Source organism: Micromonospora sp. NPDC047812, assembly GCF_040704175.1.
In the GTDB taxonomy this organism is placed as follows: Bacteria; Actinomycetota; Actinomycetes; order Mycobacteriales; family Micromonosporaceae; genus Micromonospora.
In genome coordinates this window covers 722,668-744,242 of sequence record NZ_JBEYRY010000002.1, presented here as the reverse complement: position 1 = coordinate 744,242, position 21,575 = coordinate 722,668, and the positions used below count along the sequence as shown (strand labels likewise).

The window sequence follows — 21,575 nt, the reverse complement described above, 5'->3', positions numbered from 1 at the left end:
GCCGCTCAGGGGCGGAGGTTGACGATCCAGCCGTAGAGGCCGACGACCCAGACGGCCAGCGGGACCAGCGCGATGATCAGCATGATCTCCACGATGTCGAGCAGCCGGCCCCAGACCGGGGAGATCCGCTTGCCGGCCACGGTGAGCCCGTAGATCAGGCTCACCACGGCCGCGAGCACCAGGCCGCCGAGGATCACGCCGAGGCGTACCGCCGTGGAGCCGTTGCCGAACGTGGCGGCGGCGGTCAGGCCGAGCCCGGCGGTGCCGGCGAACAGCACCGGGGTGCGCTGGGCGCGGCCCAGGAACGGCCGGGCCCGCAGCAGCGACAGCAGGGCCAGCACGAGGCAGAGCAGCACCGCCGGCAGGCTGCCGTGCAGCGCGAGCACGACCTGGGCGCCGAGCACCAGCAGCGACACCGTCCAGAGCAGGCCGGTCAGGAACTCGTCGGCCCGCTCGCTGAGCTGGAGGACCTGCCGGCCGTCCACCGACTCGGTGTCGGTCTTGAGGTCGTCGGGCCCGGTCGGGATGGACGGCACCGGCAGCCGGGCCAGCCGGTACGCCGCCATCGGCAGCGCCGGCACCGCGCCGAACGCGATCGCGGCCACCACCGCGGCGGCTGCCGGCGCGTCGGTGTCGAAGGCCAGGCTGACCACCGCGCCGAGGCCGGTGACGGCGCCGACCGCGACCGCGCCGAAGAAGAGCGGCAGCCGGTCGCCGACGGCCAGCGCGGCCACCGCCGCGCAGAGCACCACCGCCGTGGCGCCGAGGAGCACGTGCGGGGCGGCCAGCTCCGTCAGCGGGCGGTCGCCGGCGAGCAGCAGCAGGCCGCCGACCCCCGCGTACGCCAGGCCGACGACCCCCAGCACCGACCCGGTCGCGCTGTCGGCGGCGGCCCGGGACAACACGGCCGCGGCGACCACCAGGGCGACCGCGACCACCAGCGCGGACAGCGCGCCCAGCAGGTGCGGCGGCCCGGTGAACAGCGCCGCCACCGCGCCGGCGCCGAGCGCCGCGGCGGCGAAGAGCACCGCGAAGGACCGGGTGGTGCCGACCTGCCAGGCACCCGGGCGCTGGTTGGTGGCGGTGGCGACGGCGTCGACCACGTCGTCGAAGACGATCTCCGGCGCGGTGGCGGACCGGGGGTTGAAGTAGAGCACCTCGCCGTCGCGGATGCCGAGCTGCGTGGCGGTCCGGCCGCCGTCCAGCGGCTGGCCGCCCAGCCGGGCCAGGCTCCAGCCGCCGTGCCGCACCCCCTCGTCGGCCAGGTCCTCACCCGCGTAACGGAGCAGGGTCGGCAGCAGGTCGGCCAGCGGTACGTCCGAGGGCAGCGCGAGGTCCATCCGGGTGCGGGGCGCCACGATGGTGATCCGGCTCAGGCCGCCGGTCGCCGTCTTCGTCGCCACAGTGGCCTCCTCGCGCTCTCTACGATCACCCCTGGCCGGAGACGCCGACGCACGGGTTCCTGACGCCCACGGGAGATTACCTACGATGGCGGGCACGTACGATGCCCACCCGACGACTCCGGTCGCTCGCCGAACTTCATCAGGGCCGCTTCTGGGGAGGAGACAGCCGTGAGCACGGTGGTGTTCCGCCGGCTCCCGCGTCAGCCGGGGCCTGCGCTGCCGCGAGGCGAGGTGCTGCTGGAGTCGCCTCCGGAGCTGCCCGAGCCCACCCCGCGCGGGATGGGGCAGCTGCTGATGATCCTGCCGATGGTCTGCGGCGTGGGCGCCATGGCGTTCCTCTACGCCGGCCGGGGCGGCGGCACGATGACCTACATCGCCGGCGGCCTCTTCGGCGTCTCGATGCTGGGCATGGCGATCGGGTCGCTGAGCAACGGCAACAACGACAAGGCCGAACTCAACGCCGACCGGCGCGACTACATGCGCTACCTCGCCCAGATGCGCAAGCGCACCCGGCGCGCCGCCGAGCAGCAGCGGGCGGCGATGGCCTGGCGGCACCCGGAGCCGGACGCGCTCTGGTCGATCGCCGCCTCCCGGCGGCTGTGGGAGCGGCGGATCACCGAGGACGACTTCGGCGAGACCCGGATCGCCACCGGTCCGCAGCGCCTGGCCGTCGAGATCGTCCCACCGGAGACCAAGCCGGTCGAGGACCTGGAGCCGATGAGCGCCATCGCGCTGCGTCGCTTCGTCCGCGCCCACTCGAGCGTGCCGGACCTGCCGACCGCGCTCTCCGTGCGGGCGTTCAGCCGGGTGGTGCTGCGCGGCGACCGGGAGCCGGTGCTCGACCTGACGCGGGCCGCGCTCGGCCAGCTCGCCACCTTCCACGCCCCGGACGACATGGTCGTCGCGATCGTCGCCGCGCCCGACCGGCAGCCGTCCTGGGACTGGGTGAAGTGGCTGCCGCACAACCACCACAGCGCCCGGAGCGACGCGGCGGGCGCCCGCCGGATGGTCTTCGCGAGCCTCGCCGAGGCCGAGGAGGCGCTCGCCGGCGAGCTGGCCGGCCGGCCCCGGTTCGCGCCGGAGGCGAAGCCGCTGACCACCGCGGCGCACCTCGTGGTGGTCATCGACGGCGGTGAGGTCTCGGCCGCCTGCCAGCTCATGGGGCCGGGGCTGCTCGGCGCGACCGTCATCGACCTCTCCGGCACCGTGCCCCGGGACGCCGGCCGCTGGCTGCTCTGCCTCGACGTGGGCGACGGCAGCTCCCTCGAACTGGTCCGCGGCACCTCCTCGTCCCGGCTCGGCCGGCCGGACCGGCTCACCGAGGCCGCCGCCGAGGGGCTGGCCCGGCAGATCGCCCCGTACCGGCTGTCGCAGCAGCAGACCACGTCGGAGGAGCCGCTGGCCAAGAGCATGGAGCTGCCGGACCTGCTCGGCGTCGGCGACGCCGCCGCGGTCGACGTGCAGCAGACCTGGCGCCCGCGCAGCCACCGCGACCGGCTGCGCATCCCGCTCGGCGTCGGGCCGGACGGCAACGTGGTCGAGCTGGACTTCAAGGAGTCCGCGCACGAGGGCATGGGCCCGCACGGCCTGATCATCGGCGCGACCGGTTCCGGCAAGAGCGAGCTGCTGCGCACGATCGTCGGGGCGCTGGCGGTGACGCACTCCTCCGAGGAGCTCAACTTCGTCCTGGTCGACTTCAAGGGCGGCGCCACCTTCGCCTCGCTGGACGCGCTGCCGCACACCAGCGCGGTGATCACCAACCTGGCCGACGAGCTGCCGCTGGTCGACCGCATGAAGGACGCGCTGGCCGGTGAGATGACCCGCCGCCAGGAGGTGCTGCGGGCCGCCGGCAACTACGTCTCCCGCTACGACTACGAGAAGGCCCGGGCGGCCGGCGAGCCGCTGGACCCGATGCCCAGCCTGCTCATCATCTGTGACGAGTTCAGCGAGCTGCTCGCCGCGAAGCCCGACTTCATCGACCTCTTCGTGATGATCGGCCGGCTGGGCCGGTCGCTCGGCGTGCACCTGCTGCTGGCCAGCCAGCGGCTGGAGGAGGGCAAGCTGCGCGGCCTGGACACCCACCTGTCGTACCGGATCGGTCTGCGTACCTTCTCGGCGGTGGAGAGCCGGATCGTGCTCGGCGTGCCGGACGCGTACGAGCTGCCCAACGCCCCCGGCCACGGCTACCTGAAGACCGACACCAGCACCATGCTGCGGTTCCGGGCCGCGTACGTGTCCGGGCCGTACCGGGCCCCGGGGCAGGCCGCCGCGTCGTCGCGGGCGCTGGTGCAGCGCCGGATCGTCCGGTACGGGGTGGACTTCGTACCGGTGCAGAACCCGACCCTGCCGGTGCCGGACGCGCCCGAGCCGGAGCAGCCCGCCGACGGCAAGGTCGTGGCGATGCTGGACGTGCTCATCGACCGGCTGAAGGGGCGGGGCCGCCCGGCGCACCAGGTCTGGCTGCCGCCGCTGGCGGAGCCGCCGGGCCTGGGCGAGCTGCTGCCGCCGCTGAGCGTCGACCCGAGGTACGGCCTCTGCACCGCCTCGTGGGGTGGCCGCGGTCGGCTGGCCGCTCCGGTCGGCATCGTGGACCGGCCGTACGAGCAGCGCCGTGACCCGATGCTCGTGGACCTGGCCGGCGCGGGCGGCAACGTGGTGATCGTCGGCGCCTCGCTCAGCGGCAAGAGCACGATGCTGCGCTCCATGCTCGCCTCGCTCGCGCTCACCCACACCCCGCGCGAGGTGCAGTTCTTCTGCCTGGACTTCGGTGGTGGCGCGCTGCGCAGCCTGGACGGGCTGCCGCACACGGCCGGCGTGGCCGGGCGGCGGGACACCGAGGCGGTGCGCCGTACGGTGGCCGAGGTGGTGGCCGTCCTGGACGAGCGGGAGAACCGGTTCGCCCAGCACGGCATCGACTCGGTGGCCAGCTACCGCCGGCGCCGGGCGGCCGGGGAGTTCGCCGACGACCCGTTCGGCGACGTCTTCCTCGTCGTCGACGGCTGGAACACGCTGCGCCAGGAGTACGAGGAGCTGGAGCAGACGATCACCACCCTGGCCAACCGTGGCCTGGGCTTCGGCGTGCACGTGGTGCTGACCGCCGTGCGGTGGGCGGAGATCCGGATCAACATGCGGGACCTGCTCGGCACGAAGCTGGAGCTGCGTCTCGGTGACGCCAACGAGTCGGAGATCGACCGGCGGGCGGCGGCGAACGTCCCGACCGGCTCGCCCGGCCGCGGCCTGACCCGCGACAAGCTGCACTTCCTGACCGCCATCTCCCGGATCGACGGCCGGCGCGACATCGACGACCTGACCGAGGCGTCCATCGCCCTGTCCCGGCACGTCGCGGAGGCATGGAAGGGCCAGCCGGCGCCGAAGGTACGACTGCTGCCGCGTAGGCTGCCCCTCAGCGAGCTGGCCCGGGTCGTCGACCGGTCGGCGCCGGGCCTGCCGATCGGCGTCAACGAGTCGGCGCTGGCCCCGGTCTACCTCGATCTCGTCAACGAGCCGCACCTGACGGTCTTCGGCGACGCCGAGTGCGGCAAGACCAACCTGCTGCGGCTGATCGCGCGGGGCATCACGGAGCGGTACACCCCGGCGCAGGCCCGGCTGGTCATCGCCGACTACCGGCGCGGTCTGCTCGGTGCGGTCGAGGGGGACCACCTGCTCGACTACGCGCCGTCGAACCAGGTGTTCGCACAGGGGCTCGCCTCGATCCGCAGCGCGCTGTCCAACCGGCTGCCCGGTCCGGACGTCACCACCGCGCAGTTGCGCGACCGCAGCTGGTGGAAGGGGCCGGACCTCTACATCCTGGTCGACGACTACGACCTGGTCGCCTCGGGCGGGAACAACCCGCTCAGCGCCCTGCACGAGCTGCTGCCCCAGGCCCGCGACATCGGCCTGCACCTGATCGTCACCCGGCGGGTGGGTGGCGTGGCCCGGGCGCTCTACGAGCCGGTCCTGCAACGCCTGCGCGAGCTGGACCAGCCCGGCCTGCTGATGTCCGGCAACCGGGAGGAGGGCGCGGTCTTCGGCACGCTGCGGCCGAGCCCGCAACCGCCCGGCCGGGGCACGCTGGTGCGCCGCCGCGACGGCCAGCAGCTCATCCAGACCGCCTGGTCGGAGCCGGCCTGAGGGTCCCCCCCCCCCCCGCCGAGGCGGCGGTCGGCGGGACCGCCCCGGTGTGACGGCATCCGGTAACCTGCGGCACGAGCGTCGCAGCCGACGAGAGGACCGTTTTGAGCACATCGTGGACGCCCGGCGGCATGGGCGGGGCCGGACTCGAGGGCATCCTGCGCCAGGCGCAGGAGCAGCAGCGCCGGCTCGCGGACTTCCAGCGGCAGCGCGCCGAGCTGCGGGTCGTCGGGGAGAGCCCGGACGGCCTGGTCCAGGTCACCGTCGACGGCGACATGAAGGTCGGCGACGTCCAGATCGACGCCCGGGCGATGCGGCTGGACAGCTTCAGCCTGGCCGAGTCGCTCCAGGCCGCCATCGACGCCGCCTACGACGCGCACGCGGAGCGGCAGCGCGAGCTGCTGGAGGAGATGCTCGGCGGTGCCGACCTGGTCCGGCGGGCCGAGGCGGGCAAGGTCACCCCGGAGGAGTGGTTCCAGCAGTTCGGGGTGGATCTCAACGACCCGCTGCGCCGGCTGCGCGGCTGACGAGAGGAGAGGGTCCAGTGGCCAACGTCGTCGACGTCGACGCCATCCGCAAGGCCGGGCAGAAGCTCGCGGCCGCCGACGGCCCGATGGCCTACCTGCGCAACGCGCAGCGGGCGCTGGAGGGCGTCAAGCTGTCGGGCATGTCCATGACGCTGCTCGGCCTGTCCGCCGTCAGCGCGCACAACGATGCCGTCGACGGTCACCTCGACAACCTGCGCACCGGCGTCGAGCACCTGGAGAGGGCCGCCGCCAACCTCGAACAGAGCGCGCTCAACTGGGAGAAGTCGGACCAGCCCTGGGTGGTCAAGTGACCTCGCGGGTGCCGGACGCAGGGAGGGCTCGATGCCGGAGATCCTGATCGCGAATTCCTCGGGCTCGGTGGTGGGGACGCACAGCGTCGCCGCGCAGACCGCGCCGGTCCGCTCGCTGGCCGGGGCGGCCCGGGCCAACTGGGTGTGGCTGGTCGGCGCCGCGTTCCTGACCGCCGCCATCATCCACCTCGAGACGTTCGACAACGACGAGGTCAACCAGTCCATCAAGGAGTGGGGCGACGCGGCCCGCTTCCTGGGCGGCGACCAGTTCGGCGCGGCAATGGAGAGCGTGATCCCCTCCAGCGACGAGTGGGACTTCGAGGACCGGGACGCGTTCGACGCCTTCGTGCAGAAGCTGAACGCCGAGATCGGGGCGCTCGCGGAGGCGCTCAACGCCAACAAGGAAGCGCTGACCGCCGTCCGCGACCACTTCAACGCCTCGATCGACGCCCTGGTCGGCGCGTTGGTGCCGATCCTCATCGCGGTCATCGCGGCCGTGGCCCTCCAGGCGTTCCCGGCGACCGCGCCGCTGGCGCAGGCGATCGGGGTGGCCGGCCTCACCGCCACCGCCGCGATCCTCGGGCTCATCTTCACGGACATCGGCGCGCTGTTCTCCACGGTGGCGTCGGCGTTCCGCGGTAACAGCCAGTACAACTTCGTCTCGGACTCCCGTCCGGGCTGGGCGACCGGCGACGCCGACCCCGACATCCAGGACATCCAGATCGACTGGGTGCAGGATTCGGGCTTCTACCGGGCCTGAGCGACCGGGCCGAGAGGTTGGGTGGCACCGTGTGGCAGAGCACGTTGTTCGGGTACGCGCTGGCGACCGTCCCGGTCTTCATCGTCCTGGGGGTGGTCGCGCAGCTCGCCCGGTCGCGGGTGGCCCGCAGGGCGATGGAACTCGTCCTGCTCAGTGGGGTGGCGGCGTTCGCGCTGGCCCTCGGCACCCTCGCCGACGACGCGGTGCAGTGGGTGCTCGTATCGATGCTCGCCCTCCTCTTCGTGGTCGGCCTGGTGATGCACGTCCGCTCGTACTCCCGTTCCTCCTAGTCGGACGGGTTCTCCGGCGGGCGTCCGCGCACCGCGCGGGGCAGGGCTGCGCGTGGTGGACACCGTCCGCTACGGTCTTGACTGAGTGTCCGTCGGTGGGGTGATTGCCTTGCGGCGGGGGAGGACGCGGCGACTGCGCCGCCACAAGAAGACGGAAGGGTGTGAAGCATGGCGTTCGAGGTCGAAGCAGCGACTCTGCATACCGCCGCGGGTGACGTGCGCTCCACGCGCAGCGAGGTCGACGGCGAGCTGAAGAAGCTGTGGAACGTGGTCGACGACCTGGCCATCGCCTGGAAGGGGCAGGCGTCCACCGGCTTCCAGTCGCTCATGCAGCGCTGGAACGAGGACACGGGCAAGCTGCTGACGGCGATGGACAACATCGCCGACCTGCTCGACAAGTCGGGTACGACGCACCAGGTCAACGACGAAGAGCAGCAGCAGATGCTGGACAAGTTCCACTCTGCACTCAACCCGTGATCCGCCGAGACGAGCAGGGGAGGAACTCATGAGCATCAAGGTTGACTACGCGGTCCTCGAGAGCAGCAACCAGCAGATGATGGCCATCTCGCGGACCATCGACGAGAAGCTGGACACGCTGCGTTCGATGCTGTCGAAGCTCCAGTGGGACGGTGAGGACCGTGCCGCGTACGAGCAGCACCAGGCGCAGTGGGACGCCGCCGTCCGGGACATCAACAAGATCCTGAACGACATCGGTGGCGCCGTGGGCATCGCCCGCGAGAACTACGTCAGCACCGAGATGAGCAACGCCAAGGCGTGGAACTGACACAATCGCCGACGCGGCTCCGGTCCGGTTCGACCGGGCCGGAGCCGCGTCGCGTTGTGCGTCGATAGGTCCTGGGAGAATCATGCGTGCGGGAAAGGCTTCGCGGCCCAAGCTCCGGCTGGCCGTCGCGGCGCTGGCGTTGTTCGTCGGCGCCGGTTCCGGTCCACTGGCCGCGCCGGCCCCGGCACGCGCCGACACGGTGCGCGGCCTCCAGTGGTACCTCGACACCCTGAAGATCCCGCAGGCCCACAAGCTCACCAAGGGCAAGGGCGTCACCGTCGCGGTCATCGACACCGGGGTCAACCCCGACCTGCCGGATCTGCGCGGTCAGGTCCTGCCGGGCAAGGGCATCGGTTCCGGGACGGCGGCCGACGGCCGCCGCGACGACGACACCAGGAAGGCCCACGGTTCGTCGATGGCCGGGATCATCGCGTCCCGGGGCGGTGGCGCGATGCGGCACCTGGGCATCGCCCCGGAGGCGAAGATCCTGCCCGTCGCGATGGGCGACTCCTTCGACTCGGCAGACCTCTCGGCGGGCATCCGCTGGGCGGCCGACGCCGGCGCCGACGTGATCAACATGTCCGTCGGGACGGGCACGGCGGCGACCCCCGACGAGATCGCCGCCGTCCGCTACGCCCTGGACAAGGACGTCGTGCTGATCGCCTCGGCCGGCAACCGGCTGCAGAACGACCGCGTCGTCACCAGCCCCGCGAACATCCCCGGCGTCATCGCGGTGACCGGGCTGGCGAAGAACGGCGAGTTCTTCGCGCAGAGCGCCACCGGCCGGGAGGCCGTGCTCGCCGCGCCGATGCAGGAGATCATCTCTCCCCGGTCCGCGTCGGTGTCGTCCAACGGCTACGGCATCGCCAGCGGCACGAGCGACGCCGCCGCCATCACCTCCGGGGTGGCGGCGCTGGTCCGCGCGAAGTACCCGGACCTCGACGCGGCCAACGTGGCGAACCGGCTGATCCGCACCGCCCGGGACCAGGGCCCGGCCGGCCGCGACAGTCAGTACGGCTTCGGCGCGATCGACCCGCTCGCCGCGCTGACCCGCTCGGTGCCGGCGGTGGACGCGCACCCGTTGCTCGCCGGTGCCGGGAACGGCGCCGCCCCGTCCGCGGGCGCGGCGGAGCCGCGGAAGGACGACGGTCCGGCGGTGTCGATCAGCATGAAGAAGGACACCGGCGCGCTGGTCCGGGGGGCGCTCTGCCTGCTCGTGCCCGTCGCGTTGCTGATCCTCGTGATCGTGCTGGTGCGTCGGTCCCGACGGAAGGCGACCGCTGCCCGGCCCGGCCCGCCCGGGTACCCGCCGCCCGGCGGCCCGCCCGGGTACCCGCCGCCGGGCTATCCACCGGCCGGCGGCCCGCAGGCCGGTCCGCCCGGTTACCCGCCGCCCCCCGGCCACCCGCCAGCCGGCGGCGCACCGGGCGGGACGCACGGTAACCCGCAGTTCGGCGCGCCCGGATATCCGCCACCCGGCGGGGCACCGGGCACGCCCGCACCGCCCCAGGCGGGACCCCCGCCCGGGTACGGCCCGACGCCCACCGGCGGGACCCACCCGTACGGTGCGCCGCCGGCACCCCAGGCCGGTGCCTGGCAGCCGCCCGGCGCCGCGCCGACGGCACCACCCCCGCCGGCCCCCGGCGGACACCAGCAGTAAGCCACATTGTCAGTCGGCGACGGGGAGGAACCGATGACGGACGACAGGACGGACCAGCCGGAGGAGATCCGGGTGGACACTCCATACATGCCCATCACCCCGCTGGCACCCACCGTGCACGTCAGCGGCATCACGATGGACAACGTCAACCGGGCGCAGGCCCCCTCCGGCCTGGTGCCGGGGGCGGGCGAGAGCGGCGACAACACGGAGTGGGACGCGTCCAGCCTGGACAGCGCCATCGAGTGGTTGGAGTCGCACGCCTCGTTTCTCAACAAGCAGTCGTACACGATGGTCGAGATCCAGGACAAGATGGGCGGCGCGGCGGCGTCGGGCGGCCTGAACGGCGTCGGCGGCGGGGCGACGAGCCCGCTCGGCGCCTTCGACCGGGCGGGCGACCTGGCCCGCAAGCACGGCAGCCTCTTCACCACCACGCAGCAGAGCGTCCGCAAGCTCGCCGAGGACCTCTACCAGGCCGCCAACGCGCTGCGCGAGGTCAAGGAGAACTACGAGACGGCGGAGAAGGCGAACGCCATGTCCGCCGCCGAGATGGAGCGCGCCTTCAGCCAAGCCGCCACCAACGGATCCAACGGCTGATCGGGAGGGTGACAGGATGCCGAGCTGGGAAGAGATGTGCCAGCAGATCGTCGTCGCGGGCAGGCCGGGCGACGTCACCAGCGCCGCCCTGGGCTGGGAGCAGCTGCTGAAGAACCTGAACTCCGTCAAGGAGAGCCTGGAGACGAACGTCGCCGATCTCGGTGAGGTGTGGAAGGGCCCGGCGTACGAGTCCTTCAAGACCCACATCAAGCAGATCGCCACGGACACGGGCCGGGTCGTCGACGACGCCGAGAAGCACAACGGCATCGTCCAGTCGTTGAAGACCGCAGCCGACAAGCTGAGCGCCGCGCAGGCCGAGTTCCCCATCCCCGCGAGCTGCGTCAACGACGTGCTCGAGGCGCGCAACGGCCGCATCGTGATCGACACGGGCCTCTTCGAGATGAAGGTCAAGCCCGACTTCCTGGGCCTGCTCGACCCGCTCACCTCGCTCGCCGACTGGCTCAACGACAAGTCCGACGAGGCGGCCAAGGTCTACAACCAGGTCAGCGGCGAGTACGTGACGATCGACTCGGGCACGCCCGGCCAGACCACGCCGGGCACCACCCAGTCGCCGGACGTGCAGACCCCCGACCTCGGCGCCGGCCCCGGGGCCGGTAGCGCCGGCGGCGCGCCCAGCATGGGCGGCATGCCCTCGACCGGTGGCATGCCGGGCGGTGGCATGCCGTCGCTCAGCGGGGCCGGCGTGCCCGAGACCGGGACCACCGGGATCGGCTCCACCGCGCACCCCGGCCTGACCGGTGGCGGCTACGACCCGAGCGGTGGCTACGACCCGAGCGGCGGTTACGACCCGAGCACCGGCAGCCTCGCCGACGACTACGGCAGCGGTCTGGCCGGTGCCGGCGCCCCGACGGTTCCCGCGCTCGGCGGCGGCGGTGGCGGCGGCCTGCCCGGCACCTCCGGGCTCGGCGGCGGTGGCGGCCTGGGCTCCGGTGGCGGCGGGCTCGGCGGCGGAGGCGTCATCCCGGGCGGCGGCTCGCTCGGCCGGCCGGTGAGCCCCAACATGGGGCCGATGATGGGCGGCGGCGCGGCCGGCGCCAACCGCGGTGGCGGCCGGGGCGCTGGCGGCAAGCTCGGTGCCGGCGGCAAGCTCGGTGCGGGCGGCATGGCGCCGATGATGGGCGGCGCGGCCGGTGGGGCCGGCCGTGGCGGCGGGCGCGCGGGTGTCGCCGGCGCGGGCGCCAAGGGCGTCGGCGCGGGCGCACGGGGCGTCGGTGGCATGGCCGGCATGGGTGCCGGCTACGGCGAGGAGGAGGCCCCTCGCAACACCTGGCTGGAGGAGGACGAGGACGTCTGGGGCGCGGACGGCGGCGGTACGCCGGGCATCCTGCGCTGACGAAGTCGTACCGAGCGCCGTCCACCGCACCGGTGGGCGGCGCTCGACGCTTCCCCGGGAGACCGACCGGAGAGGGGCGTCAGCCGGTCGTGGCGTCCGTTGCGGACGGGCGGCGGCCCGGGCGCCAGCCCCGGCGTCGCCCGCGGACCAGGATCGGCTTGACGGAGAGCAGCAGCCCGGCGACGAGCGCGCCGACGGCGGCGGCCCAGACCGCGACGGTGCCCTGCCAGGCGAGCGGATCCTCGGTGGAGGGCGGTGCGGGCATCGCGCCGGCCGGCGGGTCGGTACGGGTGCCGAGCACGGTCGCCACCGCGCGGTACGGATTCACCACCCCGTGGCCGACCTCGGCGTTCTTCCCCTCGGGCGGGCTGTCGGCCGTCCGGATCAGCCGGTCGGCGACCTGCTCCGGGCCGAGGTCGGGGTGGGCGGCCCGGACCAGCGCGGCCACCCCGGAGACGTACGCGGCGGCGAAGCTGGTGCCGCCCTGCGGCTCGGCGAGGAAGCCCTCGCCCCCGGGGGCCGGGCCGAGGATGTTCAGCCCGGGTGCCGCGAGGTCGACGTAGTCCCCGCTCACCGAGCTGCCGACGTGACCGCCCTCCTCGTCCACCCCGGCGACCGCGATCACCCCGGGGTAGGCGGCCGGGAACGCGGGCCTGTCCTGCTGGTTCTCCTGGCGGTTGCCGGCGGCGGCCACCACGACCACCCCCTCGTCGAGGGCGTAGCGGACGGCGTCGGCGAGATCCTGCCGGTCCAGGGTCACCAGCGACAGGTTGATCACGTCGGCGCCGTTGCGCACCGACCACCGGATCGCCTCGGCGATCTGCCCCGGCAGCCCCTCGTCGGCGGTGGTCCTCGTGTCCGGCAGGACGCGTACCGGGAGGATCCTGGCCTGCGGCGCGATGCCGCTGAACGACGCGCCGGTGCCCTCCTTCCCGGCGATGATGCCGGCGACGATGGTGCCGTGCCCGGCCAGGTCGCAGCGGCCCTCCTGCTGCGGCAGGCCGTTGAAGTCCCGGCCCACCCTGACCTGACCCTTCAGGGCGGGATGGAGGGCGGAGACGCCGGAGTCGATGACCGCCACCGTGACGCCGGCGCCCCGGGAGATCCGCCAGGCCGACGAGGGTTCGAGTCTCTTCAGCGGCCACGGCGTCTCGGCGGGGGCGGCGACGCCGGGGGGCCCGCAGCGGGGGACCGCCGCGGCGGCGGGGGACGGGGCGACGACGGCGGTGCCGAGCAGGACCGCCGCCGCTCCACCGAGGACCGCGCGGGCACCGCGCCCGCCTCGGCGGGCCGGCCCGGTCCCGCCCGGTCGGAAACTCTCGCGCACGCGGTGAGATTACCGCCGCGGGCCCACGGCGCGTGCCGCCGCCCGACCCGTCGTCAGGGACGCTCGGTGGCCTCGGCCGGCTCCTGCTCGTCGGCGAAGAGGGCGAGGAGGGCGCCGACCTGCCGGTCCGCCTCGGCGGGGTGCCGGAACCGCCCGGCGGGGTTGAGGGTGTACTCGTTGCGTCGGCCCACCCGGGTGCGGTGCAGGTAGCCGCCGGCCTCCAGGTCGGCGACGATCGCCTGCGCGGCCCGCTCGGTGACGCCCACCTCGTCGGCGACGTCGCGGAGGCGGGCGGTGGGGTTGCGGGCGATGGCGAGCAGCACGTGCCCGTGGTTGGTGAGGAACGTCCAGTTGCGGGTGCTCCCGTTCTCCCCTGTCGTCGCCATGTCCGCCATCGTATGGCCCCTGCTTCGTGTTTTGCTGCGTGCCCTCGCGGCCGGCGGACGCACGGCGGGCCCGACCGCCGTCGCGCCGGGCCCGCCGAACATATGAAATGCATATCACGCATACCTTGACGTATCTTGCAGTGCGTGTGACGGTGGTGGCAGCCCGCGTCCAGCGTCGGCCCGGGTGACCAGGCCGTTCACGTGCGGAGCGAGGTGTGGGATGAGTCGTCCCGGATCGCCAGGAACCCAACCGGGCCCGGAGCGGACGCTCCCGGTGTCGACCACGGGTGGAGCCCCGGCCGACGCCGGCACCACGTTCACCGTCCCTGCGAGTCCCGAGCAGGCGCTCGCCGAGCTGCACGCCGGCAACCGGCGGTTCGTGACCGGCGCCCCGCGCCACCCCAACCAGGACGCCGGGCACCGCGCCGCGGTCGCCGACGGGCAGCACCCCTTCGCGGTGATCGTCGGCTGTTCCGACTCCCGGCTCGCCGCCGAGATCATCTTCGACCGTGGCCTCGGTGACCTCTTCGTGGTCCGCACCGCCGGGCACACCATCGGCCCCGAGGTGCTGGGCAGCGTGGAGTACGCCGTCACGGTCCTGGGCACGCCGCTGGTGGTGGTGCTCGGGCACGACTCCTGCGGGGCCGTCCAGGCGGCGCGTACGGCGGACGCCACCGGCACCCAGCCGGTCGGGCACCTGTGCGCCGTGGTGGACGCCGTGGTGCCGAGCCTGCGCCGGGCCGCCGCCGAGGGGGTGGACGACATCGACCGGATCGTCGACATCCACATCGCGCACACCGTCGAGGCGATGCTGGGCCGCTCCGCCGTGCTCGCCGCGGAGGTGGCCGCCGGCCGCTGCGGGGTGGTCGGCATGTCGTACCGGCTGACCGCCGGCGAGGTGCGGACGGTGGCCTCGGTGCCCGCCCGTGCGGCCGACGCGCCGGAGCCGGCGGCCAGCGCCGCGCTCGCCTGACCTCGCCCGCCGGCAGATCGTCGCGGCGGGCCCGCACGACGGCAGAGGGCCGCTCCCGCGTCCGGCGGGGGCGGCCCTCTGTGTGCGTGTGGTCCGGCTAGAGCAGTGACACGTGGACGTGGTCGGTGTGGTTCGACGGCCCGCTGTAGGACTTCCAGCCCGTCGCCGGGAACCAGATCTGTCGGTTCCAGATCACGTAGTAGATGCCGAGCCGGTCGGCGTTGCGGACCAGGAACGCGGTCAGGTTGTTGCCGTACATGTAGGTGTCGTCGTTGTGCCAGGGGGAGAAGCCGCTCCTCTGCAGCGACCAGTCGCAGGCCCGACCCTTCGGATGCTCGTACGGCCCGCCGGAGCGGTAACAGCCGACGAACCGGTTGAAGCCGGCCCGCTTGACCTCCTTGTACATGTGCAGCGTGCGCGCGGTGATGCAGCCGGAGGTGGTGGGGTCGTTCTCGGTGCAGGACAGGGGCTTCCAGTCGCCGTCGGCGGTACGACCCGGCGCCATCTTCGCCACCGGCGAGGTCGCCACCACCTTGCCGCTGGTCAGCCCCCTGCCGCCGACCAGCGCGAGCGCCTTCTCCGCCTCACGCTTGCCGCGCGCCATCTCGTTGGTGAGCTTCTGCTGCTCGCGGACCTCGGCGTCGAGCGCCAGCTTGGCCTGCTCGGCGCGGTCCTTGATCGCGTTCACCTCGGCCAGCTTCTTGGAGTTGACCAGGTTGAGCTCGTCGAGGGCGGCGGCGCGTTTGACGAACGAGTCGGGGCTGGTGGTGTCCAGCAGCATGGACACCGCGCCGATCCGCCCGGTGCGGTAGGACTGGGCGGCGATCTGGCTGACCTGGGGGGCCAGCGCGTCCAGCTCGGCCTGCGCCCGGTTGACCTCCAGGGCCAGTTCGAGCTGGCGTTCTTCCGATTTCTTCAGCTTCGCCTTGGCCTGCACGTAGGACCGGTTGCGGGCCTCGATGAGGTCGTCGAGCAGCTTGGGCTCGTCGTCCCCGTGCCCGGAGGGCTTGGGCGGGGTGGGCGCGGCCGCCGCCGGGAGCGGCCCGGCGAAGACCGCCAGGGCGGCGAGTACGGCCACCACGGGCGTCAACCAGCGGCGTAGGGGTGCCGTCACAGTTTTCCCTTCCGTCGACCGCCGACCGGGTTAGCTGACGGGTTCGGGGCGGAAGTGGCCCCTACCGCTGTCGCGGATTCACCCCACGTACCTGGGTCCCCGGTTCGCCTCGCGGCGATTGGGCGGCGGCACCGCAGGCGCCGCTGCGCGCCTTCGGCGGTGACCGGCAGCGAGGTTACCCGAGAACACTCCCGGGGATCTACGTCCCTAAGCCGACTAAATGCGTTATTTCGTAATGGCGGACGGTGAGCAGTGACGCGTTTATCAGGCCGTACGTCCTGTTCGGTCACGCTGAGGAGTGTCACCATGCGGTGTCCGTGCTCCTGTCCCGGTCGGGCCATCCGGCGGGAGCGGCGGACGGCGTGTCTGCGCGCGGCCCGCTGAGGGCCTCCAGCGCCTCGGACCGGTCGGCGGCCGGCCGGGGCGTCGGCGCGGGCGCGGCGCGGTCGGTGGCGTTCCCGCCGCGGCGGCCGGCCGTGGTCACCAGGGCCGCCAGCCCGGTGGTCAGTGGCACGGCGGCGATCAGGCCCAGGGTGGCGACCGCGCTGCGGACGATCTCCTGGGCGAGGAACTCGCTGGTGAGGAGTTGGGTCACCGCCCGCGAGTCGGCCGTCAGCAGGAGCAGCACCGGCAGGGAGGCGCCGGCGTACGCCAGCACGATGGTGTTCACCGTCGAGGCGATGTGCGCCCGGCCGACCCGGGTCGCCGCCCGGTAGAGCTGCGTCCGGGACAGCCCGGGGTTGGCGTGTGCCAGCTCGGTGACCGTGGCGGCCTGGGTCACCGTGACGTCGTCCAGCACGCCGAGGGAACCGATGATGATCCCGGCCAGCAGCAGCCCGTGCAGGTCGACGTCGGCCTGGTACATCGACAGCGTGGTGGCGTCCTCGGAGCCGAACCCGGTCAGGTGGGTCGCGGCGGTGGCGATCGTGCCGAGGACGCCGGTCAGCACCAGGCTGCCCAACGTGCCGAGCACGGCCACCGAGGTCTGCGCGGTCACGCCGTGGGTCAGGTAGAGCACCACGAACATGATCAGCGCGGCGCCGACGACCGCGACCAGCAGGGGCGGGCTCCCGGCGCCGATGCCCGGCAGCACGAAGGTCAGCAGGATGGCGAAGCTCGCCGCCAGGCCGGCCAGCGCGGCCAGCCCGCGCCACCGTCCGAAGGCGACGATGGCGGCCGCGAAGAGCGCCACCAGCCAGACCAGCGGCTTGCCGCGCTGGTGCTCGGCGATGTTGTAGGTGCTGGCCGTGGGGTCGGCGGGATCGGTGAGCTCGACCAGGATGATCTCGTCGTCCACGGCGACGGTCGGCGCGCCGGGGCCGGCGGGCACCGGCGTCTCCACCTGCTGGCCGGCGTCGGGACCGTCCTGCACCCGTACGGTGACCGTGCCGCAGGGGCCCTGCGACCCGCCAGGGCTCCCCTCCGGGGTCTCCGGGGTGGGCGGGCACGGCTCCGTCACGACCCGCGTCACCGTGCCGTGGTAGCGGGGCGCGTCGGTGCCGGTCGGCGGGTCGGGCGCGTCCCACGGCCACAGCACCAGGGCGGCGACCAGCGTGGCGACGAAGAGGGGCACCACCGTCGCGACGAGGATCCGCCGCACCCTCGGCGGGGCGGACGGAGCGGGACGGGTGTGGTCGGCGCCCAACGAGTTTCTCCCAACGGATCCAGGGCGGGGTACGTGCCGGCGGGCCGGTCGGTTCACCCGTCGCCGCGTGGCCGGGACGGGGATCGCTTCCGTGTGGTGGCGCGGTCACGTACCGCGGTCCCGGGCCTCCGTCCGGTCGCGGTTGGTCGGTGTCGCCGCCCGGCGGGGCGCGCGGGGCGGGCGGTGCGGAATCGGGAGGGCCACCGGCCGAATGGTAGCCACCCCGACATCCGGGCGCAGGTCGTGCGGGTGGTGTCGGGGTGTGGCGTCGCCGTGTGCCCGCGTTTCGTCGCGGGGCCGAGGGGCCGGGACGGGTCAGCCGCGCTTCATCAGGCGGCCGACGGCGGCCATCATCTCGGTGGCCATCTCGTCGGCGCGCCCCTCGGCCGCGCCCTCGTGCATGCAGTGCCGGGCGTGCCCGTCGAGCAGGCCGAGCGCGACCTTGTCCAGGGCGGCCTGGATCGCGGAGATCTGGGTGAGCACGTCGATGCAGTAGCGGTCCTCGTCGACCATCTTCTCGATGCCACGGACCTGCCCCTCGACGCGGCGCAGCCGCGCGAGCAGCTGGTCCTTGGTGGCGGTGTATCCCCTGATCGGGGTGGGCGTCGGTGTGGTCATGGGGACGAGGATAGCGTACCCCTCGGGGGTATGGTACGTTCGTTCCTGGCCGGCATACCCCCACCGGGTACCGGTACAAGGCACAGGCACCGGTCCGCCTCCGATTTACCCCCGGGGGGTATATGCTGGGGGCGGCGAGAGGAGAGTTCGATGATCACCACGACGTACCAGGTGCAGGGCATGACCTGCGGGCACTGCGCCACCGCGGTCAGCACCGAGGTCGGCGCGATCCCGGGCGTCAGCGACGTCCAGGTCGACGTCGCCGCCGGTCGGGTCACCGTCACCAGCGAGGGCCCGTTGGAAACCGACACCGTGCGCTCCGCCGTCGACGAGGCCGGTTACGACCTCGTCGGCGTCTGAGATCGGGCACGGGGGAAACGAGGCACACCATGAACACGGCGACGAAGCTGAGCGGTTTCGCCCTCGGCCTCGCGGTGGTGTTCGGCGCGACGTACGGGGTCGGCCGGGTGGCCGACCCCGTGGCACCGCCCGCCGAGGCCCCGCACGAGGCCGGCGGTGGGCACGGCGAGGACGGCGGAGCCGGACACGGGGGCGACAACGGCGCGGCGGCACACCTGCCCGGCGGCCTGCTCGTCTCCGACCGTGGCTACACCCTGCGTCCGGTGGACGCCCCGGCCGGGCAGTTCGCCTTCCAGGTCACCGGTCCGGACGGCCGGGCGGTGACCGCGTACGACGTGGCGCACGACAAGCGCATGCACCTGATCGTGGCCCGCCGCGATCTCTCCGGATTCCGGCACGTGCACCCGGAGATGGCGCCCGACGGCACCTGGCGGGTCGACTCGCCGCTCGCCGGGCCCGGCGTCTGGCGCGCGTTCGCCGACTTCACCCCGACCGGGGGCGAGGCGCTGACCCTCGGCGTCGACGTGACCGTCCCCGGCGCGCTGACCGGGCGGCCCCTGCCCGCACCGGCGACCAGCACCACGGTCGACGGCTACACCGTCACGCTCGCCGGCGCCCCGCAGCCCGGCCGCACCGCCGAGCTGACCCTGACCGTGAGCCGTGACGGCGCGCCGGTCACCGACCTGGAGCCCTACCTGGGCGCGTACGGCCACCTGGTGGCACTGCGCCAGGGCGACCTGGCGTACCTGCACGTGCACCCGCACGGTGAGCCGGGCGACGGGCGGACGCGGCCCGGCCCCGAGGTGAGCTTCTCGGCGGAAATGCCGTCGGCGGGCGCCTACCGGCTCTACCTGGACTTCAAGCACGGCGGCGTCGTGCGTACCGCCGAGTTCACCGTCGTCGCCGGCAGCCCGACCGCGCCGGGTGTCCCGGCCACGACCGGCTCCCCGACGGCGGGCACGCCCGCCGCCACGAGCTCCCCGACCGCCGACGCCAGCCATGGCGTCCCCGGTCACGGGCACGACTGACGGGAAGCGTGATGACTACCAAGCCCTTGCTGACGGCGCCGAACCAGATCGAGCTGGCGATCGGCGGCATGACCTGCGCCTCCTGCGCCGCCCGGATCGAGAAGAAGCTGAACCGGATGGACGGGGTGACCGCCACCGTCAACTACGCCACGGAGAAGGCCACCGTCCGGTACGCCGACGAGGTCACCCCGGACGAGCTGATCGCCACGGTGGAGAAGACCGGCTACACGGCGGCCCTGCCGCCCCCGCCCACGCCCGCCGGTGGCGAACCGGCCGCCGAGCCGGTGGACGAGTTGCGCGGCCTGCGTACCCGGCTGTGGGTCTCGGCCGTGCTCACCGTGCCGGTGATCGTGCTGGCGATGGTGCCCGCCTGGCAGTTCGACTTCTGGCAGTGGCTGTCGCTGACCCTGGCCGCCCCGGTCGTGGTCTACGGCGGGCTGCCCTTCCACCGGGCGGCCTGGATCAACCTGCGGCACGGCGCGGCGACCATGGACACCCTGGTCTCGCTCGGCACCCTGGCGGCGTTCGGCTGGTCGGTCTGGGCGCTCTTCCTCGGCACGGCCGGGACGCCGGGGATGACCCACCCGTTCAGTCTCGCGATCAACCGCTCCGACGGCGCCGGCAACATCTACCTGGAGGCGGCGGCCGGGGTGACCGTGTTCATCCTCGCCGGCCGCTACTTCGAGGCGCGGGCGAAGCGGACCGCCGGCGCGGCCCTGCGCGCCCTGCTCGAACTGGGCGCCAAGGACGTCGCGGTGCTGCGCGGCGGCACGGAGACCCGGATCCCCGTGGACCAGCTCGTGGTGGGGGACCGGTTCGTGGTGCGGCCCGGTGAGAAGATCGCCACGGACGGCGTGGTCGACGAGGGCACCTCGGCGGTCGACGCCAGCATGCTCACCGGCGAGTCCGTCCCGGTCGAGGTCGGCCCGGGCGACTCCGTGGTCGGCGCGACCGTCAACGCGGGCGGCCGGCTGGTGGTCGCCGCCACCCGCATCGGCGGCGACACCCAACTGGCCCAGATGGCCCGGCTGGTCGAGCAGGCGCAGACCGGCAAGGCGGCGGTGCAGCGGCTGGCCGACCGGATCTCCGGGGTCTTCGTGCCGATCGTGATCGCCCTCGCGGTGGGCACCCTCGGCTGGTGGCTCGGCAGCGGGTCGGGCGGGACCGCCGCGTTCACCGCCGCCGTGGCGGTGCTGATCATCGCCTGCCCGTGCGCCCTCGGGCTGGCCACGCCGACCGCCCTGCTGGTCGGCACCGGCCGGGGCGCGCAGCTCGGCGTGCTGATCAAGGGGCCGGAGGTGCTGGAGTCCACGAAGCAGGTGGACACCGTCGTGCTGGACAAGACCGGCACCGTCACCACCGGCCGGATGACCCTGGTGGACGTGGTCCCGGCGGCCGGTGAGGACCGCGCTGAGCTGCTGCGGCTCGCGGGCGCGCTGGAGTCCGCGTCCGAGCACCCGATCGCCCGGGCCGTCGCCGCCGGGGCGGCCGAGGCGGGCCCGCTGCCGCCGGTGACCGGCTTCGTCAACGCCGAAGGGCTCGGCGTGAGCGGGACGGTCGACGGTCGGGAGGTGCTGATCGGCCGGCCCCGACTGCTGCGCGAGCGCGGCCTCGACGTACCGGAGGAGGTCGCGCGGGCGGCGGCCACGGCGGAGGCCAAGGGGCGGACGGCGGTGCTGGCCGGCTGGGACGGTCGGGCCCGTGGGGTCCTCGCGGTGGCCGACGTGGTCCGACCGACGAGCCGGGCGGCGATCGCGCAGCTCCGCGCGCTCGGCCTGACGCCGGTGCTGCTGACCGGCGACAACGCCACCGTCGCCCACGCCGTGGCCGCCGAGTTGGGCATCGACGAGGTGGTCGCCGAGGTCCTGCCCGCCGACAAGGTCGACGTCGTGCGGCGGCTCCAGGAGGAGGGGCGGGCGGTGGCGATGGTCGGCGACGGGGTCAACGACGCCGCCGCGCTGGCCCAGGCCGACCTCGGCCTGGCGATGGGCACCGGCGCGGACGTGGCGATCGAGGCGTCCGACCTGACCCTCGTCCGGGGCGACCTGATGGCCGCCGTGGACGCGATCCGGCTCGCCCGGCGCACCCTCGGCATCATCAAGGGCAACCTGTTCTGGGCCTTCGCCTACAACGTGGCGGCCCTGCCGCTGGCCGCCGCCGGCCTGCTGAACCCGATGATCGCCGGCGCCGCGATGGCCTTCTCCTCGGTCTTCGTGGTCGCCAACAGCCTCCGGCTGCGGGGCTTCCGCTCGGTCGCCTGAGCCCTTCGCACCGTGCCGCCGGCCCCACCCGCCAGGGGCCGGCGGCACG

General features: G+C 73.7%; 20 protein-coding genes and 1 riboswitch. Of the genes, 14 read left to right on the top strand and 6 right to left on the bottom strand.

From position 1 onward, the window contains the following. Nucleotides 1-5 precede the first annotated feature (5 nt). Nucleotides 6-1,403, bottom strand: coding sequence for a type VII secretion integral membrane protein EccD (eccD, locus tag AB0883_RS11180; RefSeq protein ID WP_366641078.1), 1,398 nt, complete (start codon nt 1,401-1,403; stop codon nt 6-8). A gap of 168 nt (nt 1,404-1,571) precedes the next feature. Between eccD and eccCa the strand changes: the two genes are divergently transcribed. The 10 genes from eccCa (at nt 1,572) to AB0883_RS11130 (ending at nt 11,814) form a co-directional block, all read left to right on the top strand. Beyond that, on the top strand, nt 1,572-5,534 hold the full coding sequence (gene eccCa, locus AB0883_RS11175; protein ID WP_366641077.1) for a type VII secretion protein EccCa: 3,963 nt from the start codon (nt 1,572-1,574) through the stop codon (nt 5,532-5,534). 104 nt (nt 5,535-5,638) lie between these two features. Further along, nucleotides 5,639-6,061: a YbaB/EbfC family nucleoid-associated protein gene (locus AB0883_RS11170; protein ID WP_233599698.1), complete on the top strand. Its 423-nt coding sequence runs from the start codon at nt 5,639-5,641 to the stop codon at nt 6,059-6,061. Nucleotides 6,062-6,078: 17 nt separating this feature from the next. Then, nucleotides 6,079-6,372, top strand: a complete 294-nt coding sequence (locus AB0883_RS11165) for a hypothetical protein (protein WP_121396953.1) — start codon at nt 6,079-6,081, stop codon at nt 6,370-6,372. Between the two features lie 31 nt (nt 6,373-6,403). Beyond that, entirely contained in the window at nt 6,404-7,132 is a 729-nt protein-coding gene (locus AB0883_RS11160) for a hypothetical protein (RefSeq protein WP_366641076.1), read from the top strand. A 29-nt stretch (nt 7,133-7,161) separates the two neighbouring features. After that, nucleotides 7,162-7,422, top strand: a complete 261-nt coding sequence (locus tag AB0883_RS11155; RefSeq protein ID WP_366641075.1) for a hypothetical protein — start codon at nt 7,162-7,164, stop codon at nt 7,420-7,422. 168 nt (nt 7,423-7,590) lie between these two features. After that, complete coding sequence (locus AB0883_RS11150; RefSeq protein WP_121396950.1) at nt 7,591-7,899, top strand: WXG100 family type VII secretion target; 309 nt, start codon at nt 7,591-7,593, stop codon at nt 7,897-7,899. Between the two features lie 28 nt (nt 7,900-7,927). Continuing rightward, nucleotides 7,928-8,206, top strand: coding sequence for a WXG100 family type VII secretion target (locus AB0883_RS11145; RefSeq protein ID WP_089002279.1), 279 nt, complete (start codon nt 7,928-7,930; stop codon nt 8,204-8,206). Between the two features lie 82 nt (nt 8,207-8,288). After that, nucleotides 8,289-9,866 carry a S8 family serine peptidase gene (locus AB0883_RS11140; RefSeq protein ID WP_366641074.1) on the top strand — a complete coding sequence of 526 codons (1,578 nt, stop codon included), beginning with the start codon at nt 8,289-8,291 and terminating at the stop codon, nt 9,864-9,866. Nucleotides 9,867-9,899: 33 nt separating this feature from the next. After that, nucleotides 9,900-10,460 (top strand): hypothetical protein, encoded by a 561-nt coding sequence (locus tag AB0883_RS11135; protein ID WP_366641073.1) that lies wholly within the window; start codon nt 9,900-9,902, stop codon nt 10,458-10,460. 16 nt (nt 10,461-10,476) lie between these two features. Beyond that, nucleotides 10,477-11,814, top strand: coding sequence for a hypothetical protein (locus tag AB0883_RS11130; RefSeq protein WP_366641072.1), 1,338 nt, complete (start codon nt 10,477-10,479; stop codon nt 11,812-11,814). Between the two features lie 79 nt (nt 11,815-11,893). Here the strand turns inward: AB0883_RS11130 and mycP are convergent, their stop codons facing one another. Continuing rightward, the gene (gene mycP / locus AB0883_RS11125) at nt 11,894-13,141 is read right to left on the bottom strand and encodes a type VII secretion-associated serine protease mycosin (RefSeq protein ID WP_366641071.1); all 1,248 of its coding nucleotides are present in this window, start codon (nt 13,139-13,141) and stop codon (nt 11,894-11,896) included. A 53-nt stretch (nt 13,142-13,194) separates the two neighbouring features. Then, nucleotides 13,195-13,536, bottom strand: coding sequence for a MarR family winged helix-turn-helix transcriptional regulator (locus AB0883_RS11120; protein ID WP_366641070.1), 342 nt, complete (start codon nt 13,534-13,536; stop codon nt 13,195-13,197). A 211-nt stretch (nt 13,537-13,747) separates the two neighbouring features. Between AB0883_RS11120 and AB0883_RS11115 the strand changes: the two genes are divergently transcribed. Then, nucleotides 13,748-14,500: a carbonic anhydrase gene (locus AB0883_RS11115; protein WP_366641069.1), complete on the top strand. Its 753-nt coding sequence runs from the start codon at nt 13,748-13,750 to the stop codon at nt 14,498-14,500. 97 nt (nt 14,501-14,597) lie between these two features. Here AB0883_RS11115 and AB0883_RS11110 read toward each other — a convergent pair whose 3' ends face one another. From AB0883_RS11110 to AB0883_RS11100, 3 genes are all read right to left on the bottom strand, one after another. Next, nucleotides 14,598-15,614 carry a hypothetical protein gene (locus tag AB0883_RS11110; RefSeq protein WP_366641068.1) on the bottom strand — a complete coding sequence of 339 codons (1,017 nt, stop codon included), beginning with the start codon at nt 15,612-15,614 and terminating at the stop codon, nt 14,598-14,600. A gap of 3 nt (nt 15,615-15,617) precedes the next feature. Next, a riboswitch (cyclic di-AMP (ydaO/yuaA leader) is annotated at nt 15,618-15,749 on the bottom strand. A gap of 166 nt (nt 15,750-15,915) precedes the next feature. Further along, nucleotides 15,916-17,259, bottom strand: a complete 1,344-nt coding sequence (locus AB0883_RS11105; RefSeq protein ID WP_366641067.1) for a YibE/F family protein — start codon at nt 17,257-17,259, stop codon at nt 15,916-15,918. Between the two features lie 315 nt (nt 17,260-17,574). Then, the gene (locus AB0883_RS11100; protein WP_121396942.1) at nt 17,575-17,877 is read right to left on the bottom strand and encodes a metal-sensitive transcriptional regulator; all 303 of its coding nucleotides are present in this window, start codon (nt 17,875-17,877) and stop codon (nt 17,575-17,577) included. Between the two features lie 150 nt (nt 17,878-18,027). Here AB0883_RS11100 and AB0883_RS11095 point away from each other — a divergent pair, with 150 nt between their 5' ends. The 3 genes from AB0883_RS11095 to AB0883_RS11085 are packed head-to-tail and all read left to right on the top strand — an operon-like array spanning nt 18,028 to nt 21,526. After that, on the top strand, nt 18,028-18,237 hold the full coding sequence (locus AB0883_RS11095; protein WP_366641066.1) for a heavy-metal-associated domain-containing protein: 210 nt from the start codon (nt 18,028-18,030) through the stop codon (nt 18,235-18,237). A 29-nt stretch (nt 18,238-18,266) separates the two neighbouring features. Beyond that, the gene (locus tag AB0883_RS11090; protein ID WP_366641065.1) at nt 18,267-19,265 is read left to right on the top strand and encodes a hypothetical protein; all 999 of its coding nucleotides are present in this window, start codon (nt 18,267-18,269) and stop codon (nt 19,263-19,265) included. An 11-nt stretch (nt 19,266-19,276) separates the two neighbouring features. Beyond that, nucleotides 19,277-21,526, top strand: coding sequence for a heavy metal translocating P-type ATPase (locus AB0883_RS11085; RefSeq protein ID WP_366641064.1), 2,250 nt, complete (start codon nt 19,277-19,279; stop codon nt 21,524-21,526). The last annotated feature ends 49 nt before the right edge of the window (nt 21,527-21,575 follow it).

Excerpts from the sequence above, each read along its gene's own strand:
- AB0883_RS11120 (WP_366641070.1), bottom strand. The coding sequence starts at position 13,536 with ATGGCGGACATGGCGACGACAGGGGAGAACGGGAGCACCCGCAACTGG.
- AB0883_RS11140 (WP_366641074.1), top strand. The coding sequence starts at position 8,289 with ATGCGTGCGGGAAAGGCTTCGCGGCCCAAGCTCCGGCTGGCCGTCGCG.
- AB0883_RS11130 (WP_366641072.1), top strand. The coding sequence starts at position 10,477 with ATGCCGAGCTGGGAAGAGATGTGCCAGCAGATCGTCGTCGCGGGCAGG.
- AB0883_RS11135 (WP_366641073.1), top strand. The coding sequence starts at position 9,900 with ATGACGGACGACAGGACGGACCAGCCGGAGGAGATCCGGGTGGACACT.
- AB0883_RS11145 (WP_089002279.1), top strand. The coding sequence starts at position 7,928 with ATGAGCATCAAGGTTGACTACGCGGTCCTCGAGAGCAGCAACCAGCAG.
- AB0883_RS11085 (WP_366641064.1), top strand. The coding sequence starts at position 19,277 with ATGACTACCAAGCCCTTGCTGACGGCGCCGAACCAGATCGAGCTGGCG.
- AB0883_RS11095 (WP_366641066.1), top strand. The coding sequence starts at position 18,028 with ATGATCACCACGACGTACCAGGTGCAGGGCATGACCTGCGGGCACTGC.
- AB0883_RS11100 (WP_121396942.1), bottom strand. The coding sequence starts at position 17,877 with ATGACCACACCGACGCCCACCCCGATCAGGGGATACACCGCCACCAAG.
- AB0883_RS11150 (WP_121396950.1), top strand. The coding sequence starts at position 7,591 with ATGGCGTTCGAGGTCGAAGCAGCGACTCTGCATACCGCCGCGGGTGAC.
- AB0883_RS11115 (WP_366641069.1), top strand. The coding sequence starts at position 13,748 with ATGAGTCGTCCCGGATCGCCAGGAACCCAACCGGGCCCGGAGCGGACG.
- AB0883_RS11160 (WP_366641076.1), top strand. The coding sequence starts at position 6,404 with ATGCCGGAGATCCTGATCGCGAATTCCTCGGGCTCGGTGGTGGGGACG.
- AB0883_RS11090 (WP_366641065.1), top strand. The coding sequence starts at position 18,267 with ATGAACACGGCGACGAAGCTGAGCGGTTTCGCCCTCGGCCTCGCGGTG.